This is a genomic window from Caproiciproducens sp. LBM24188, assembly GCF_054130445.1.
Window position 1 is genome coordinate 1,614,359 of sequence record NZ_CP196862.1, and the last position, 15,876, is coordinate 1,630,234.

The 15,876-nt window shown below is 47.5% G+C and carries 14 protein-coding genes; 8 read left to right on the plus strand and 6 right to left on the minus strand.

The window, feature by feature from the left end:
* Window positions 1–6: 6 nt before the first annotated feature.
* Entirely contained in the window at window positions 7–1,902 is a 1,896-nt protein-coding gene (locus tag ACSVDI_RS07625; protein WP_457941887.1) for an ABC-F family ATP-binding cassette domain-containing protein, read from the minus strand.
* Between the two features lie 123 nt (window positions 1,903–2,025).
* Window positions 2,026–2,478, minus strand: a complete 453-nt coding sequence (locus tag ACSVDI_RS07630) for a hypothetical protein (RefSeq protein ID WP_457941888.1) — start codon at window positions 2,476–2,478, stop codon at window positions 2,026–2,028.
* 348 nt (window positions 2,479–2,826) lie between these two features.
* Between ACSVDI_RS07630 and ACSVDI_RS07635 the strand changes: the two genes are divergently transcribed.
* Together ACSVDI_RS07635 and nrdR are read left to right on the plus strand one after the other, a co-directional pair.
* Window positions 2,827–3,612, plus strand: coding sequence for a sugar phosphate isomerase/epimerase family protein (locus ACSVDI_RS07635; protein WP_457941890.1), 786 nt, complete (start codon window positions 2,827–2,829; stop codon window positions 3,610–3,612).
* A 90-nt stretch (window positions 3,613–3,702) separates the two neighbouring features.
* Window positions 3,703–4,164, plus strand: coding sequence for a transcriptional regulator NrdR (gene nrdR, locus ACSVDI_RS07640; protein WP_457941892.1), 462 nt, complete (start codon window positions 3,703–3,705; stop codon window positions 4,162–4,164).
* 113 nt (window positions 4,165–4,277) lie between these two features.
* Here nrdR and ACSVDI_RS07645 read toward each other — a convergent pair whose 3' ends face one another.
* The 3 genes from ACSVDI_RS07645 to ACSVDI_RS07655 form a co-directional block, all read right to left on the minus strand.
* A complete protein-coding gene (locus ACSVDI_RS07645) occupies window positions 4,278–4,658 on the minus strand; it encodes a DUF4363 family protein (protein WP_457941894.1) in 381 nt (126 codons plus the stop codon).
* Window positions 4,655–5,269 (minus strand): DUF421 domain-containing protein, encoded by a 615-nt coding sequence (locus ACSVDI_RS07650; protein WP_457941896.1) that lies wholly within the window; start codon window positions 5,267–5,269, stop codon window positions 4,655–4,657. Before ACSVDI_RS07650 ends, ACSVDI_RS07645 begins: the two co-directional genes overlap by 4 nt.
* Window positions 5,270–5,452: 183 nt before the next feature.
* Entirely contained in the window at window positions 5,453–6,706 is a 1,254-nt protein-coding gene (locus ACSVDI_RS07655; protein ID WP_457941897.1) for a glycosyltransferase, read from the minus strand.
* A 331-nt stretch (window positions 6,707–7,037) separates the two neighbouring features.
* On the opposite strand from ACSVDI_RS07655, the gene ACSVDI_RS07660 reads away from it, so the two are divergent.
* From ACSVDI_RS07660 to ACSVDI_RS07670, 3 genes are read left to right on the plus strand one after another with little or no spacing between them, the layout of a single operon-like run.
* Window positions 7,038–8,102: a glycosyltransferase family 2 protein gene (locus tag ACSVDI_RS07660; protein WP_457941899.1), complete on the plus strand. Its 1,065-nt coding sequence runs from the start codon at window positions 7,038–7,040 to the stop codon at window positions 8,100–8,102.
* Window positions 8,099–9,316, plus strand: a complete 1,218-nt coding sequence (locus ACSVDI_RS07665) for a glycosyltransferase (RefSeq protein ID WP_457941901.1) — start codon at window positions 8,099–8,101, stop codon at window positions 9,314–9,316. The genes ACSVDI_RS07660 and ACSVDI_RS07665 overlap by 4 nt, the downstream gene beginning before the upstream one ends.
* Window positions 9,317–9,334: 18 nt before the next feature.
* Complete coding sequence (locus ACSVDI_RS07670; RefSeq protein ID WP_457941903.1) at window positions 9,335–9,985, plus strand: lysoplasmalogenase family protein; 651 nt, start codon at window positions 9,335–9,337, stop codon at window positions 9,983–9,985.
* Window positions 9,986–10,135: 150 nt separating this feature from the next.
* Here ACSVDI_RS07670 and ACSVDI_RS07675 read toward each other — a convergent pair whose 3' ends face one another.
* Window positions 10,136–11,572 carry a radical SAM protein gene (locus tag ACSVDI_RS07675; RefSeq protein ID WP_457941905.1) on the minus strand — a complete coding sequence of 479 codons (1,437 nt, stop codon included), beginning with the start codon at window positions 11,570–11,572 and terminating at the stop codon, window positions 10,136–10,138.
* Between the two features lie 308 nt (window positions 11,573–11,880).
* Between ACSVDI_RS07675 and ACSVDI_RS07680 the strand changes: the two genes are divergently transcribed.
* The 3 genes from ACSVDI_RS07680 to ACSVDI_RS07690 all read left to right on the plus strand — a co-directional run bounded on the left by ACSVDI_RS07680 (window position 11,881) and on the right by ACSVDI_RS07690 (window position 15,847).
* A complete protein-coding gene (locus ACSVDI_RS07680) occupies window positions 11,881–13,335 on the plus strand; it encodes a UDP-N-acetylmuramoyl-L-alanyl-D-glutamate--2,6-diaminopimelate ligase (protein WP_457941907.1) in 1,455 nt (484 codons plus the stop codon).
* Between the two features lie 122 nt (window positions 13,336–13,457).
* The gene (locus tag ACSVDI_RS07685; RefSeq protein ID WP_457941909.1) at window positions 13,458–14,816 is read left to right on the plus strand and encodes a UDP-N-acetylmuramoyl-tripeptide--D-alanyl-D-alanine ligase; all 1,359 of its coding nucleotides are present in this window, start codon (window positions 13,458–13,460) and stop codon (window positions 14,814–14,816) included.
* A 362-nt stretch (window positions 14,817–15,178) separates the two neighbouring features.
* Entirely contained in the window at window positions 15,179–15,847 is a 669-nt protein-coding gene (locus ACSVDI_RS07690; protein WP_457941910.1) for an NlpC/P60 family protein, read from the plus strand.
* Window positions 15,848–15,876: the final 29 nt, after the last annotated feature.

Below are 15,876 nucleotides of genomic sequence, written 5' to 3' on the forward strand. Positions count from 1 at the left end.
TTTTAATTATTCGTACTTTTGAGCCAGTTCGCTCCATTTCTGGAATAAGGCATCATTTTCCTGATGCAGTTCGTTCAGCTGTTCGGTGATTTCCATTGCTTTTTCGTAATCCGTGGCGATTTCCGGTTTTACAAGCTGCTCTTCCAGTTCAGCGATTTGCTGTTCCACTTCTTCAATTTTTGCTTCCATTCGTCTTAATTCCGCCTTTTCTTTGCGAATGGCGGCTTCGCGTTCCTTGCGAAGTTTGTAATCGTTTGCCTTAGGTGGTTCTTTTTCCACCGCTTGGGCTGCGGCGGCCTTGCTTCTTTCCAGATAATTATCGTAATTGCCAACGTATTCCGTTACGCCGTTTTCGTCCAGAAAAAAGACCTTGTCCGCAAGTTTGTTCATCAGGTATCGGTCATGGGACACAATCAGCAGGGTGCCCTCGTAGCTTTGCAGCGCGTCTTCCAGTGCTTCGCAGGAGTTAATATCCAGATGGTTGGTCGGTTCGTCCAGCAGCAGGAAGTTGTTTTGCGAAAGCATCAGTATCAGCATGAGCACGCGAGCGCGTTCCCCTCCGCTTAACGCGGAAACGGGCTTAAATACGTCGTCACCTTTGAACAGAAACACCGCCAGCGCATTCCGGATTTCTGTCTGTGTCATACGGGGGTAGCAGTCCCAGACTTCGTCGATGACGGTCTTTTCCGGGTGCAGACCTGCCTGTATCTGATCATAATACCCAGTTTCAATTCCCGCGCCGAAGCGGATTTCGCCACAGTCCGGGGAATAGATGCCGAGCAGCGTTTTCAGCAGGGAGGTTTTTCCGCAGCCATTCGGGCCAATCAGAAAAATTCGCTCACCGCGGTGAATTTCAAGGTTTACATTTTGAAACAGCTTTTTATCATCAAAGCTGAGTGCCAGGTCTTGGACGCTCAACACGTCGTTTCCGCCTCGCTGGCGGATACTGAAGTTGAAATGGATACTTTCCGGCGTTTCGTCGGGTTTGTCCAAAGTTTGCTCCAGCCGGTCAATCATTTTCATTTTGCTTTCTGCGGTTTTAATGCTCTTTTCGCGGTTCCATTGGCGCAGCTGAGTTACAACGCCCTCCAGCCGTTTAATTTCTTTCTGGGTGTTGTCGTATTTCCGCTGAGCGGCCAAATGATTCTCTTCCTTTTGGGAAAGATAAGCAGTATAGTTCCCTTTGTACAGCGTAAGACGCTGATTTTCCATTTCAAACGTCCGGTTCGTTGTCCGGTCCAGAAAATATCGGTCATGGGAAATCACAATGTAAGCTCCATTGTAGGAGCGCAAAAAATCTTCCAGCCATTCCACGGAGGAAATATCCAGATGGTTGGTCGGTTCGTCCAAAAGCAGTAAATTCGAACCACTCAGCAGCATTTTGGCCAACTGCAGTTTCGCTTTCTGCCCGCCGCTTAGTACGCCGATTGGAAGTCCCATCTGCTCATCGTCAAATCCCAGCCCCAGCATCGCAGCACGGGCGCGGCTGCGGAAGGTCAACCCGCCGTCCCGCGTAAACCGGTCGTTTAAATAAGCCTGACGTTCAATCAGTTCATCCAAATGTTTGGGCTTTGCCTGAAGTTCCTGATTGATTTTTTCCAGATCCTTTTCCATCTCGATCAGGTCATGGAAAACGCTCAGCACTTCGCTGTAAGCGCTGCGTTCCAAGTCCCGGCAGACGTGCTGTTCCATGTAGCCTACTACGGTGGAATTTGCCTTGGAAATGTCGCCGCTGTCGGCTTGCATTTCACCGGTCAACAGTTTAAATAGCGTGGTTTTGCCGGAACCGTTGACTCCGACTAATCCAATGTGATCGTTTTCCTGTATTTCAAACGAGACACCGCTGAAAATCAAATCGGTGCCGAATGACTTTGTCAGATTGCTGGCGCTGAGAAGACCCATAACCGTACCTCTTATATGTAAAAATGCGGAGCGTCGCTCCGCTCATGAAAAATCAATCGCTGTTCTATTATAATGAAAAAGCAGGATGAAATCAAGCGCTTTTGCCGGGTACGGCCGGAAGGCTCAGTTAAGGAATTGCTTTAGTATTTCAATATGCTTTTGTTCTTTTGAAATATAATCATTTGCCAGTTGCTTTGCCCCGGCGTCGGACTCGCTCATGTTATTCATTTTTTTGGTTAAGTCGATGATGCCCATTGTAGTTCCGTTAATCATCAATTCTGCAATATGGCCAGTGGAATGATTGGCTAAGGTTTTCATTTTAATGCTGCTTTTCAGCATCATTTTTTGGGAAAGTTTCTCCTTTTTCGGTTGTTCCCCGCTTTCATGAAGCATGGCTTTGGCTTTCAGCCCCAGGCTTCGGTAATCTTTTCGATGCTGTTCAATTTGTTCCCGCAGCGAGGCATCCTTTACTTGGGGAAGAATGGTTTCGACTGCATCCAATCCCATTTGAGTTGCAAAATAAACTTCATCTAGTAAACTTTCGTTTTGTCCGATTTGTTCGCTTTGTGCGGCCATAATCTCCGCGCCTCCTGTTTTAGTTTTTATTCTGGCGCGCGGGCTGGAACCCGCGGCGTTGCTGCACTTTCGCGGCAAAATCCCTGAACGGTGTTCCGGGTTTTGCGGCTATTTCTTATCGTACCCGGTAATTCAGAAATTAAACTGGACAAAAATTATATGGCGGAATATAATTTTAATAAAATATCTGTATTTTTTGTTGGCAGGAGGCAGCTCCGGCGTTTCCGTGCCATGTTTGTCAGCTGTTCTATGAATGCGTTTTTCAATAAGGCCGTTTCCGGTTAAAATGATTCCTTCCGGCGGCAGAAATGAAACGTTACTATTCGGTACGGAGATGGAGGAGAACGAATGCGATCTGGAATTTCTACCGCGTGTTTATATCCGATGGAACTGGAAAAATCCCTGCCGCTTCTGATTGGCATGGATTTCCATGTGTTCGAAGTCTTTATCAATACATTCAGCGAGCTTCAGCCGGAATATCTGTCCGAATTGAGGAAGATGATCGATGACAGCGGCAGCTGTGTAAAATCAGTCCACCCGTTTACCTCGGGGTTTGAAAGCTTTTTGTTGTTTTCGGATTATGAGCGAAGGTTTTTGGATGGGCTTGAACTGTATAAGCGCTTTTTCGAGGCCGCGAACCGGTTGGGGGCGCATATTTTGGTTCTTCACGGGCAGCGGTCGGAAAAGAGGAGCCGCATTACGGAAGAGCAGTACTTTGAACATTATGCAAGGCTGTTTGCGCTGGGACAAACGTTCGGCGTTACCGTAGCGCAGGAGAATGTGAATTCCTTCCGCAGCGATGACCCCGGGCTGATCCGTCGGATGCGTCAGTACCTGAATAATGACTGCGCTTTTGTGCTGGATATTAAACAGGCGGTACGCGCCGGAAAGAACCCGTTTGAACTGTGCGATGCCATGGGGGAGCAAATGATTCATATTCATTTAAATGACAATCGGAAAGGCTGCGACTGTCTGCTGCCGGGTTTTGGCACCATGGATTTTGATCTTCTGGTCCGGAAGCTGAAGGGATTCGGTTATGACGGCGACTTGATCATTGAGGTATATCGGGACAGTTTCAGCTCGATGCAGGAGCTGGAAACGGCAAAACACTTCACAGAACGACTAATTTCTTGATTTTATTTCATGATTTGATGTATATACTACTTGATTAAATTGCGGTATTTATGTTATAATTATACAAAATATAGTTGAGGTGATTCCGCGATGCGCTGTCCATACTGCGGCTATACAGAATCCAAAGTGATTGACTCCCGTCCGACTGATGAAGGGGAACGAATCCGGCGCCGTCGGGAGTGCCTAAGCTGTCAGAAACGTTTTACCACTTATGAAGTAATTGAAACGGTTCCTATTATTGTGGTCAAGAAAGACCGGTCCAGAGAAGCGTTTGACCGGAACAAGCTGTTGAACGGGCTTTTGCGTGCCTGTGAAAAGCGGCCTGTTTCACTGGATACTCTGGAGCGGATTGTAGACGAAATTCAGAATATGCTACAGAATTCACTGGATCGAGAAGTCCCTTCCAGCCTAATCGGAAAGTATGCGATGGAGAAGCTGAAAGATGTGGACGAGGTTGCCTATGTGAGGTTTGCTTCTGTGTACCGTCAGTTCAAAGATATTAATACCTTTATGGAAGAACTGAACCGTATGATCAAAAATAAATCGAATTAAAAACATCGGCCGGAGTTTTCCAGCCGATGTTTTTAATTCGTTACACTGTTACCGCTCATGACAAGGAAATTTGTTGCTTTAAATTGCTGCCTTACGACTCAATCAGCGCTTACCTAGAATATATTCTGGATGGTCGGAATTTCCGATTCGTTCAGATACTGAATTTGTGTGATTCCGCGGTCGCATTCTCCCTCGAACTGTTCGTTTGCCTCGTTTTTTACCAGAGCGGGCAGGACGGCCAGAGTCTGGTCAATCGCTTCCAGTTTTGCATGAGACATGTAAACGCAGAGAATTTTGTGCTTTTGGTGCCAGTCTGCAACTGCTTTCTGGCTCATCTGATAAGCGGTTTTCAGGTCACCCACCTCTGCGGCCTGTTTTGCCAACTCGATGGTTTGTTCTACCTCGGAACTGACTTTTTGCGTGTTGATAATACCGAAAATGCACATGGCAAGTAAAAGCACGAAAATAATTCCGGAAACCCAGATTCGTTTCATTTTGACGCATCCTTTTTAATAATATTAAAATCGCCTTTCCGGTTAGCGGTCATAATAAAAATATCCTCCGCCTTAATCTTTTTCCCGTTCAGTACGCCGTTCAGCCAGTCCCGGTTTTTCCCGCAGAGGGAGAGGGCGGAGTCATAAATAACGCCGTCGCTGATGACGACGGTTTCAATACCAGTATCCGGCACAGCGATTCCCAGCATTCCGGCAGTAGGGGTTGATTTGTCAGGCTTTTTTATGATGCTCATTTTGCCGTTCGTTTCAACAATCCCGTACGCTACGTCTTCCAGACTGAAAATATCTTTCAGACGAAGCTCTTCCATTAAGTCTTCCGTGGTCATGCGAAGGCGTCGCATTTCTTTCTGATCCACTCGGCCGTCGTTGATTACGATAATTGGACTTCCGCAGATGATCTTGCGGAATTTCGCGTTTTTAACCATTCCGCAGGATACGACGATCTCGCACATCACCAAGGCTGCAATGGGCAGCAGACCGCTGACCAGCGGCTGGCCGGTATCCTGCATGGGAATGGCCGCTATGTCGGAAATTAAGAGCGTAACTACCAACTCGCTTGTCTGCAGTTCGCTGATCTGTCGTTTTCCCATTAGCCTTACTGCTACTATAATCACTATGTAGAGCAGTAAGGTTCTGATAAATGATACTGTCATATTAGTCACCGCTTTACTAACTTAAATAAATCAAATTGCTGTTGCAAGTAGCATTAGTATGTGCGGTAAATATTGGATTATGTAAAAAATCCGAGCTGCCTGCGAACAGCCCGGATTTTTCTACTTCGCTTTTATTTCTTCCGCAAACCTTCGGAAGTTGTCTTGTGCGCAGAATTTTTTCTGCCATTCTTCCCGGCAGTTTTCCCGCAGCTGCTGCATTTGTTCCTTGGGCAGCAGAACGGCTTCTTTTATTTTTTCCGCTAATTCTTCCGCGGTAACATCGGCGCTGACCAAAAAACCGGTAATTCCGTTTTGCACAATTTCTCCGGTTCCTCCTACGTTGGTTGCAAGCGCTGGAATCCCGAACGAACAGGCTTCCATAATGCTGACCGGCAGTCCTTCGGAGCTGCTGGTGTTTACAAATAAATCCACGGAATTCTTTTGATAGTATTCCATCAGCTTCTCGTTTTGAATTTCCCCGCTGAATTCACACTTCATAAACGAAAGGGCACTGTCCGCGTACTCCTTCAAACGATTCAGCCCTTCACCGCCGCCGAAATGAGTCCATTCCAGCTTCAGTCCGCTGTCTTTCAGGCATGCCAAAGCCTGTGCCAAAAGCTCCACCCGTTTTACCGGAACAATATGGCAGCAGCTGACAAGATGGAACGCAGTTTCCTCCTTCGATGTGGATACTCCAAAATCCTTTGTTCCAAGGTATGCGGTGTGGATTTTATCCGAATATTCGGGATAACGCTCTTTCAAAAAGCTGCTGCCATTTTCAGAGCAGGGGTACAAAGCGTCGATATGCTGCAAGATGTAACCGCGCATGGGCAGATAATTCATTGGATTGCGATACGGGTAAAGGTCATAACCATGCGCGCGGCTGACCACGCGTTTTACGGCAGCGGCGCACTGTTCTTTCAACCGGATTGCGGCGACGGCGGTATCATAGAACCAGTAGCTGTAGAAGGTTACACGGTCGTATTGTTCCAGATTGCAGCTTTGCAGAAGTTCAGTTGCTTCCCGGCAGACAAGGTCAGCCTTCGCCAGAAAATAAGTTAGGAATAATCTTTTTTTCAAAGAGTGGCCAAGCAGTGTTTTCTCCTGTGCGTCACACAATCCTTTAAATCCAGAAAAGGGGAAATACTTTACAGCAGTAGAAGGGAGCCCCTTCCGTATTTTTGAAGCGGGCACGGAGAACACACGGACGTTGTCGGCGGTTTTTCTGGTTTGAACAGGCTTGTCCCCGGTGCTTGTCGCAATCAGTATAACCTGATGAAACGACTGGGCTAAGATGGGAACTTCATTTTCTATAAATTCTTCCCCTTTGTCAAAGGGGTAGGTTTTGGTCAGCAAAACAAGACAGTCTTTCATGGAACTCCTCCATATTAACATTTACTAAAGAATACCATAGGAAATCATGCATTTCAACCTATTGTAACGATACTGCACAAATTCATCTTGTAATCAAATTAAGCAAATGATATAATTTCTACATCTGACAATATTGAGTCTTGTGAATGAAGAAATAAACTGGATGGAAAGCGCAGGCCCTTTTCAGGCAAAATTTTATCGGCCTGTGCGTTTCTGCCAGAGCCGCGGATTTCTCTGGCTGCCGGTCGGAGCAATCGCGGTCACGGAAAATACGGCGGTGGCCCAAGAAAGGGCTGAATTCTTTTTGCCGTCAAAAAACGGAGGCCTTAATTTGCCGAAGGTAAGTGTAATAGTACCTGTTTATAACGTGGAAAAGTATCTTGCGCAGTGCGTGGAAAGCATTCTGGCACAGACGCTGGATGATATTGAAATATTGCTGATTAACGATGCATCAACAGACCGTTCTCTCGAAATCGCGCGTACATACGAAAAGGATCCGCGCGTAAAGGTGTATGACAAGCCGCACGGGGGGCTGGGGGATACGCGAAATTACGGCGTTGCCCGCGCTTCCGGTAAGTATTTAATCTTTATTGATTCTGATGACTGGATCGACTCCGGGATGCTCACGAATCTGTGCGCCTGCGCGGAAGAGTATCATTCCGATCTGGTGGTTTTTAATTATGTGAGGGAAAATACGAACAACGGGGAACAAAGGGTTTGCAGGCTGCCCATAAACTACCCGGATTTCGGGCTTGAAATTCAGGAAACGGTGCTGAGGCAGCTGATTGGTCCAGACCCTGCGGATACCGACTGGCGTAAAGTGGAAATGCTTGGCTGTGCTTGGAGGAGGATGTACCGCCGCGAGTGGTTTTTACAGAACCAGCTTTCTTATTATAACGAACAGGAAATCATGCTTGAAGATCTTCCGGTCAGCATTAAGGCGCACGCCCTTGCAAAGCGCGTGTTGTTCGTCGGCGGTGCTTTTTACCATTACCGCTATAACCCACAGTCGCTCAGTATCCGTTACCGTCCCCACAGAATGGAAATGATGGCGGAATGTTATCAGATTGTGAAAGAGTTTTTGGAAAGCCGAAACCTTTATGAAAAATATGCCGAGCGGCACCAAGCGTGGTTGCTCCGGAGCGCCGCCCATTCCTCCTTTGTCAACTGTTTCAGCCCGCAGAATAAGGTCCGCTTTTCGGAACGTTACCGTGAGGTACGGGGCATTCTGCGCAATCCGCTTCTCAGGCAGGCCGCGAAATCACATTATCTGGAAAGCGGCACTCGTGCGGACCGGTTGATTTTGCGCCTGATTCGTATGGGAAACCCATTTTTTGTATATGTGTTTTACCGTTTGTATTCCTATACTTTATCCATAAACGTGAGGAAAAAATGATGTCAATGATACCGGAAATGCCCGAAAAAAAGAAAATCTTGTTTGTGAATTACAGCCTGCACAGCGGAGGAATTGAAAAAAGCCTTGTCACACTGTTGAACCTGTTTGATTATGACCGGTACGATGTGGACTTGCAGCTTTTTGTCAATGAAGGCTTGTTTTTAAATCGCGTCCCAAAACAGGTGAACCTGCTCCCGCCGATTTTTCCTCCGGAATATAAGCTGAACATTCGCAAGGCGTTCCCAAAACTGCTTCAAAAAGGGCATCCGCTTTTGGCTGTCTGCCGTATGTTGGTTACCATTGTCAGCCTGCGCGGCACCATGGGCGAACGACTGGCCAACATGTGGAACATCGAGCGGCGTTTTGCCCGCACAAACCGGAAGGAATATGACGCGGCTGTGGCTTTTATGGAGGGTCAGCCGATTTATTATGTGGTTTCCAAGGTGAAAAGCCGCACGAAAATCGGGTTCATTCACGGCGATTATAAGGCCATGGGGCTCAGCAAGATTTACGATTATGACTTTATCCGCCGGTTGGACGCACTATGTACGGTGTCAGAATCGTGCAAAACCGCGCTGGATGAAACGTTCCCGGAATTCCGGAATAAGTTTCATGTTATCTATAATATAATTTCAGCGAAGTTTATGCGCAGCATGGCGGAGGAACCGGTCGATTTCGATTCTTCCTATCACGGCACGCGGATTTTGAGCATTGCGCGTCTTTCCCATCAAAAGGGACTTGATATTGCGATTCCAGCGATTGCCGCGCTGAAGAAAAAAGGGTTTGACTTCAAGTGGTACATCATTGGAATCGGCCCGGAAGAAGCTGCTTTAAAGGAGATGATCGAACGCCTAGAAATCCAGGATACGGTCGTTTTCCTCGGGGAACGGCCAAACCCGTACCCGTTCCTGAAATCCTGCGATATTTACCTTCAGCCATCCCGGTTTGAAGGAAAGTCCATTGCCGTAGATGAGGCAATGGTGATGTGCAGGCCGATTCTTCTGACGAATTTTTCAACGGCGGCGGACCAGATTGATTCAGGGCGCAACGGGTTGATTGTTCCGATGACGAGCGAGGGAGTTGAAAAGGGTCTGGAGGATTTACTTTTGCATGAAGAACGCCGTGCGGCGTTCATTGCAGAATTGGAAAAATCCGATTATACCAATGAAGAGGAGATCAACAAGCTTTACGCACTGATGGAGGACAAAAAATAGAAAAGGGGTTTTCTTAGTATGAGTATTACCCTTTGCATCCTTTCTGTCGCAGCTATGGGTTTCTTTTTTGACCGGTATTTCCATCATCGCAAAGACTATAAAGACAATAAGGTCGCGCTGATTTATAAAGCCTCCGGCACGCTGGTTCCGGTTTTACTTTGTCTGTATGCGCTGCTTCGCCGGGCCCCAGCCGGTGTGTACTGGCTGCTTTTTACCGGTATATTCCTGTGTATGGCGGCCGATGTGGTTATTGGCATCCGTTTCGAGGCCGGAACTTTGGTTTTTCTGGTTGCGCAGCTGTGCCTGATTGCCTATTACTTTACGTTGGCGCCGTTTCACTGGGTCAGTATCCTCCTTTTTTTCGGAATTCTGATCCTCGAAGCTCTGATTTTAAAACCTTCTTTTTCCTATCCTTTGAACCGGCTGATTTGCTGCGGGGCTTATGCGCTGGCGCTGGCCTTTATGGTTTCTATGGCGCTGCTGCTTCCGTTTTCGGTTTACCTTTCCGGTACTATACTGCTGGCTGTGGGTGCGGTACTGTTCCTAATTTCCGATACAATGCTTGCCCAAAATACCTTTGGCAAGCCGGTGCAATGGCGTGATCGGCTTTTAATGGCATTTTATTATTCAGCTGTTTATCTCATGGCGGTAAGCACCTTTTACCTGTAACCGGGGTGCCGAAAAACAGATATAAAAATGCGGATATGGAAAGAGCCTGAATGGTATGGTTACGCATTCAGGCTCCTATTTCGTCCGGAGGTTTTTGTGAAAACCGCACCGGTGGAATTTTCACTATTCCCCCAGTGCGGTTGAGACTTCTTAACCTGCTTTTACTTTTACTTTTTTGGCGGCTTTTTCCGCGATTTTTGCTTTTCGTTCTAATTCCTTACGAACCTTTTCCTCTGATCTTTCGCGGCCTTCGCTGGCGTTCCAGAGCTCTTCTGCCACCGGTTCCCACTGATGCGCTGCGTCCTCGCATTTTTTGCTTAGGGCTTCTACGTCTTCCGGATGCTGCATATCGGTTGACACCGCGCCGGATTTCTGCACCATGTCTGTCAGGCGGCCGGGATTGTCAAGCAGCGGACAGGGTTGGAGCATATTGTTGTTGAATGGCTGGTTTTTGCGGTACTGCATGAACAGAGGGGACTGTAGCGCTTCCAGCAATGTTTTTTCTTTGATATTGGAATCCGCATAATGGATAAACGCGCAGGGTTCTACATCTCCGTTTGCGTTGATGTGCAGATAGCACCGTCCGCCTGCGATGCACCCGTTCACATATTCGCCGTCGTTCCAGAAGTCCATGGTAAACAGCGGCTTTGTCCCGCGGAACTTACGAATCTGGTCATACATGAATTTGCGCTGCTGCGGTGTGGCCATTAGTTCCGGCACCGCGTCTACGCCGACCGGCATGTAAGTAAAGAACCATGCGAATTTGCAGCCGTGTTCAATCAGGAAGTCAATGTATTCTTCACTGCCGATGTTTTCCGTATTTTTGCTGGTGTAGCAGAGGGATGCGCCAAACGGAAGCCGCTTTGTCCTCAGCAAATCCATGGCTTCGATGACCTTCCGATAGGTCCCTTTGCCCCGGCGAAAGTCGGTTTCTTCTTCAAAGCCTTCAATACTGATGGCGGGAACGAAGTTTTTCACACGCAGCATTTCGTCCGCAAATTTTTCGTCGATCAGCGTACCGTTTGTAAAGGCCAGGAATTCGCAGTCGTTATGTTTTTCGCACAGGCGGATGATGTCATCTTTCCGCACCAGTGGTTCGCCGCCGGAATAAATATACATGTAGGTTCCAAGCTTTTTACCTTGCTCAATGATGCTATCCAACGTTTCAAAGCTCATATTGAGCTTGTTTCCGTAATCCGCGGCCCAGCAGCCCGTGCAGTGCAGGTTGCAGGCAGACGTGGGGTCCATCAGGATTGCCCACGGAATGTTGCAGTTGTATTTTTCTTCGCATTTATTTTTCTTCTGGGAACCGATAATAGCAGAGTTTACGAGGAAATTCTCAAACAGCTTTTTGCGTACGCCGTCGTCGATTTCTGTATACATGCTTTTGATCAGCCGGTTCCAGTTGTTATCCGGATCTTTCATGAATTCTTCGATCATATCGTAAGTGTTGTTGAAAAATCCATCGCTGTCCAGTTTGCGCAGCCAGCCGATGAGTTTTGGAACGTTTTCCTCAGGATTGCTGTCCAGATAGCCAAGAACCTTTTTGAGCCCGAAAGCTTCCAGCTTCTCATTGACGATACCCATTTCCTATTCTTCCTTTCAGAAAAAATTTTGTGGTTCGAATGATTTCTATGTTAAATTAGAATATCACCGGCAGCGTTCCTACCGCTTTCATGGATACCTGGAAAACGGTAAAATGCTACGTCCTTAATTTAACATATTGTAAACGGGGCGTAATCAGACAAAAATCAGGGGAAGTATGTTTTTTATACAAAATCTGGAAAGTGTCATATTATTTATTATAATTCTTTGCCTTAAAAATTATGCAATTGACTTTGGAAAAGTATTATTGTATGATCAAAAATATATTAAAGTTTTTTGGAGGAAATACCATGCGTCTTGCAGATTTGCTGATTGGTTTACCATATACCTGCTCTGGGAGCACAGAGCAGGAAATTACCGATATCGTGATTGATTCCCGAAAGGTAACAAAGGGCTGTGCTTTTGTTTGTCTGTGCGGTTCCCGAATTGACAGCCATGAGTTTGCCCAGCAGGCCGCCGATGCGGGTGCTGCTGCGATTATTGCGCAGCATGAAGTCCAAGTTTCTGGCGCGCCAGTGGTGATGGTGGAAAATACGCGCTACGCGCTGGCGGTACTTTCCGCCGCGTATTTCGGGCATCCGGCAGAGAAACTTACCGTGGTCGGGATTACCGGTACGAAAGGGAAGACCACTACTTCCTACATGATCCGTTCCATCCTGGAAGCCGCCGGCATTAAAACCGGCCTGATCGGCACGGTTGGTATTATGATCGGGGAACAGGTGATTCAAACGGAAAACACGACGCCGGAATCCTATGATGTACAGCGCTACCTGCGGCAGATGGCGGACGCAGGCTGCAAAGCCGCAGTGATTGAGGCCTCCTCCATTGGGTTAAAGGATCACCGTGTGTCCGGGTTTACTTTTGACATCGGTCTTTTTACCAATTTCTCTCCCGACCACATTGGGGGCAGCGAACATGCTTCTTTGGAAGAGTATATGCAGTGCAAAAACATGCTGTTCCGCCAGTGCAAAACGGGAATCGTCAATATCGACGATGAAAACTGGAAGGGCATTACCGCGAATCATACCTGCAAACTGGAAACCTATGGCTTTTCTTCACAAGCAGAGCTTCGTGCTTCGGGGGAAAGGTTAATCTCCCGTCCAGGCTATGTGGGTGTTCATTTTAATGTAGAGGGCGCGCTGAACTTTGGTGTGGATGTGGATATTCCGGGCCGGTTCAGCATCTATAACGCGCTTGGCGCAATCGCCGTCTGCCGGCATTTCGGTGTGCAGGAGCAGCATTATCAGCAGGGCCTAAATATCGTGAAAGTTAAGGGCAGGGTGGAGCCGGTTCCCGTTCCGGGAAATTACACGCTCCTCATCGATTACGCGCATAACGCCCTCAGTATGGAGAATATTCTGGGAACCCTCCGCGAATACCATCCCAACCGCTTGATCTGCATGTTCGGCGCGGGCGGCAACCGCGCGCGCTCCCGCCGGTATGAAATGGGGGAGGTCAGCGGCAGAATGGCTGATCTTTCCGTTATTACGGCGGATAACTCCAGATTTGAAAACGTAATGGATATTATCGAAGATATCAAGGTCGGCCTTGCCAAAACCAACGGCAAATATGTGGTCATTCCGGACCGGAAGGAAGCCATCAAATACTGCATGGAAAACGCGCAGGACGGTGATATTATTGTTCTGGCCGGAAAGGGTCACGAGGATTATCAGGAGATAAACGGTGTAAAATATCACTTGGATGAACGCGAAGTCATTGCGGATATTATTCATCACAAAATTTAAGAGCCGATGATCCGCTTTCTCATTGAATCTGGAGAAACCAGCCGCGGGCAGATTCCGCTTCGGGCTTCTGCCAGAAAGGAAATTTCGGCGTAATTGACTGAAACGAAAGGTCGAACAGAATTATGAAAATAACAGTGGGAGAGGCCGTCCGCGCCTGTGGGGGAACCCTGCTTTGCGGGAATCCGGAAACCATTCTAACATCCGTCAGCACAGACAGCCGGAAAATCACGCCGGGTTCGTTGTTTGTGCCGATTAAGGGAGAAAACACGGACGCGCACGATTTTATTACCGCTACCTTTGCAGCGGGTGCGGCGGCGACGCTGACGCAGGAACACAGCCAAATGGACGATGCCCATGCGTGGATTGCTGTGCCCGACACTTTGGCTGCGCTGCAGCAGATTGCCGCAGCTTACCGGAAAAAATTTCAGATTCCGTTTGTGGGGATTACCGGCAGCGTGGGAAAGACCACAACCAAGGAAATGGTTGCACTTGCTCTTTCTGCCGAACGAAACGTAATGAAAACAGAGGGAAATCAGAACAGTCAGGTGGGTCTGCCCTTGACGATGTTCCGGCTTTGTACGGAACACCAAGCTGCGGTGGTTGAAATGGGAATGAGCAATTTTGGGGAAATGAGCCGGCTGGCGGAAATTGCCGCACCCGATTATGCCGTTATGACGAATATTGGAATTTCTCATATTCAGCAGCTGAAAACCCAGCAGAATATTTTATCTGAAAAACTTCATATTACCGATCGATTTCACGAGGGTTCGGTTCTGTTCCTGAATGGGGACGATGAATTGCTTGCTGGTCTTCGCGGGAAAACGAAGTTTGAAACCGTATTTTACGGCACACAGCCATGGTGCGATTATTATGCCGAAGATATACAGAGTGAATCCGGAACCACCACCTTTACGCTGCGTACAAAAGAGGGCAGCAGGCAGATTACCATTCCGGTACTTGGAATGCACAATGTTCTGAATGCCCTTGCATCGCTTGCCGTTGCGAAAACCTTGGGCGTATCGGTGGACCACGCGGCGGAAAAGCTCGCCAATTACCGTCCGCTTGCCATGCGCCAGCAAATCCATACGGTCAATGAAATCACGGTAATTGATGATTCGTACAATGCCAGTCCTGATTCCATGCGCAGTAGCCTGGAACTCTTGTGCAGCTTTCACAGCGGAAAGCGGGTGGCGGTTCTTGCAGATATGCTGGAGCTTGGCGAATATTCCCAAAAGGCGCACTTCAATGTGGGTGTTTATGCTGCTAAAAGTGGTGTGGACCGTTTAATCGCCATTGGTCCGGAATCCCGGGAAATCATAAATGGCGCCAAATCCGTTAATCCAAACTTGGACTGCTCCTATTTCGAGCAGAACGGACAGGCGATTGAGCTGCTTCAGGCAACCCTGACCGGGGGAGATGCGGTTTTAGTAAAAGGCTCACGCGGAATGCATACGGATGAAATCGTTAAGGCACTCTTATAGTCAAGTGCTATAAAATCATAGATTGTAATTGCAATACAATACACAAAAGTCAGAAGGCGGCGGACAAATTGTCCGCCGCCTTTGTGCATTTAAACAACAAAATCCAGAAAAATTTGTAATAAAAATTGGTCAAATTTATCTATATGGGCTTGCGACACAAAAAGATTTATGTTAGAATGTAACCAATTTGTAATCATTGTAATAAATTGTAACAGAAGTTGGACGAGAACAAACAAATATGCAAAAAATCTACTTTGGCGTGATTTGAAATTTGGATCATTTCCGCCGGGAATCAGAACGGAGATTGGGCGGCGCCGAACCGGTTAAAGATTACGGCTCGCAGAGAAAGGATCGTCATCAGAATGAAACGAAAACTGTTTTTGATGTCTTTTTTTGTAGCGGTGTTCCTTGTACTTGCAGTCATAACTCCCAATGTAGGTGTTTCTGCGTCCGCAGTATCCGAAGAAAAGACGGGTGTTGGGCTTTCTGAGCATGTACTGAAAGCGTATCGGGAAAACTGGCAATACCGTTCGGGGTGCTATGGCCAGTTTGTAAACGGCCGGCGCGCTACGGATTGTTCCGGATTGGTGAAATCCTACCTTTGGTGGACTGGGGAGAAAACCAATCCGTCGTCCAAGTTAATGTCGGTTGCAGGCAGTTCCAGTGCCATGCTTCGCTCTGCTAAGGTCAGCGGGACAATCAAATATTCGGATTCGTCTTCTCTTCCTCGGGTGCACGGACTGATTTTGTACCAGCCGGGCCATGTTGGCGTGTATGTCGGCAACAATATGGCGGTCGACAACCGTGAATCTGGCGTAAATATCAAGTATGAAAAAGTGTTTGGTCGCTCCAGCCCAAAGTGGACAAAATGGTTTAAGCTTCCGCAGATTACATATCCGACCACCGGTTTGGTTACGTTTGACGGGAAGGAATACTATTATGAGAACGGGCAGTATATCGTCAATGCCAATAAGCTGATTGACGGAATTCCGTATCACTTTGATTCCGCAGGGGTCGGTACGCCCCTGTAAATTAATACTTAGAATTCAGGCTCCTACGG

Excerpts from the sequence above, each read along its gene's own strand:
- ACSVDI_RS07665 (WP_457941901.1), top strand. The coding sequence starts at position 8,099 with ATGATGTCAATGATACCGGAAATGCCCGAAAAAAAGAAAATCTTGTTT.
- ACSVDI_RS07655 (WP_457941897.1), bottom strand. The coding sequence starts at position 6,706 with ATGAAAGACTGTCTTGTTTTGCTGACCAAAACCTACCCCTTTGACAAA.
- ACSVDI_RS07630 (WP_457941888.1), bottom strand. The coding sequence starts at position 2,478 with ATGGCCGCACAAAGCGAACAAATCGGACAAAACGAAAGTTTACTAGAT.
- ACSVDI_RS07670 (WP_457941903.1), top strand. The coding sequence starts at position 9,335 with ATGAGTATTACCCTTTGCATCCTTTCTGTCGCAGCTATGGGTTTCTTT.
- ACSVDI_RS07650 (WP_457941896.1), bottom strand. The coding sequence starts at position 5,269 with ATGGGAAAACGACAGATCAGCGAACTGCAGACAAGCGAGTTGGTAGTT.
- ACSVDI_RS07645 (WP_457941894.1), bottom strand. The coding sequence starts at position 4,658 with ATGAAACGAATCTGGGTTTCCGGAATTATTTTCGTGCTTTTACTTGCC.
- ACSVDI_RS07675 (WP_457941905.1), bottom strand. The coding sequence starts at position 11,572 with ATGGGTATCGTCAATGAGAAGCTGGAAGCTTTCGGGCTCAAAAAGGTT.
- ACSVDI_RS07685 (WP_457941909.1), top strand. The coding sequence starts at position 13,458 with ATGAAAATAACAGTGGGAGAGGCCGTCCGCGCCTGTGGGGGAACCCTG.
- ACSVDI_RS07625 (WP_457941887.1), bottom strand. The coding sequence starts at position 1,902 with ATGGGTCTTCTCAGCGCCAGCAATCTGACAAAGTCATTCGGCACCGAT.
- nrdR (WP_457941892.1), top strand. The coding sequence starts at position 3,703 with ATGCGCTGTCCATACTGCGGCTATACAGAATCCAAAGTGATTGACTCC.
- ACSVDI_RS07680 (WP_457941907.1), top strand. The coding sequence starts at position 11,881 with ATGCGTCTTGCAGATTTGCTGATTGGTTTACCATATACCTGCTCTGGG.
- ACSVDI_RS07690 (WP_457941910.1), top strand. The coding sequence starts at position 15,179 with ATGAAACGAAAACTGTTTTTGATGTCTTTTTTTGTAGCGGTGTTCCTT.
- ACSVDI_RS07635 (WP_457941890.1), top strand. The coding sequence starts at position 2,827 with ATGCGATCTGGAATTTCTACCGCGTGTTTATATCCGATGGAACTGGAA.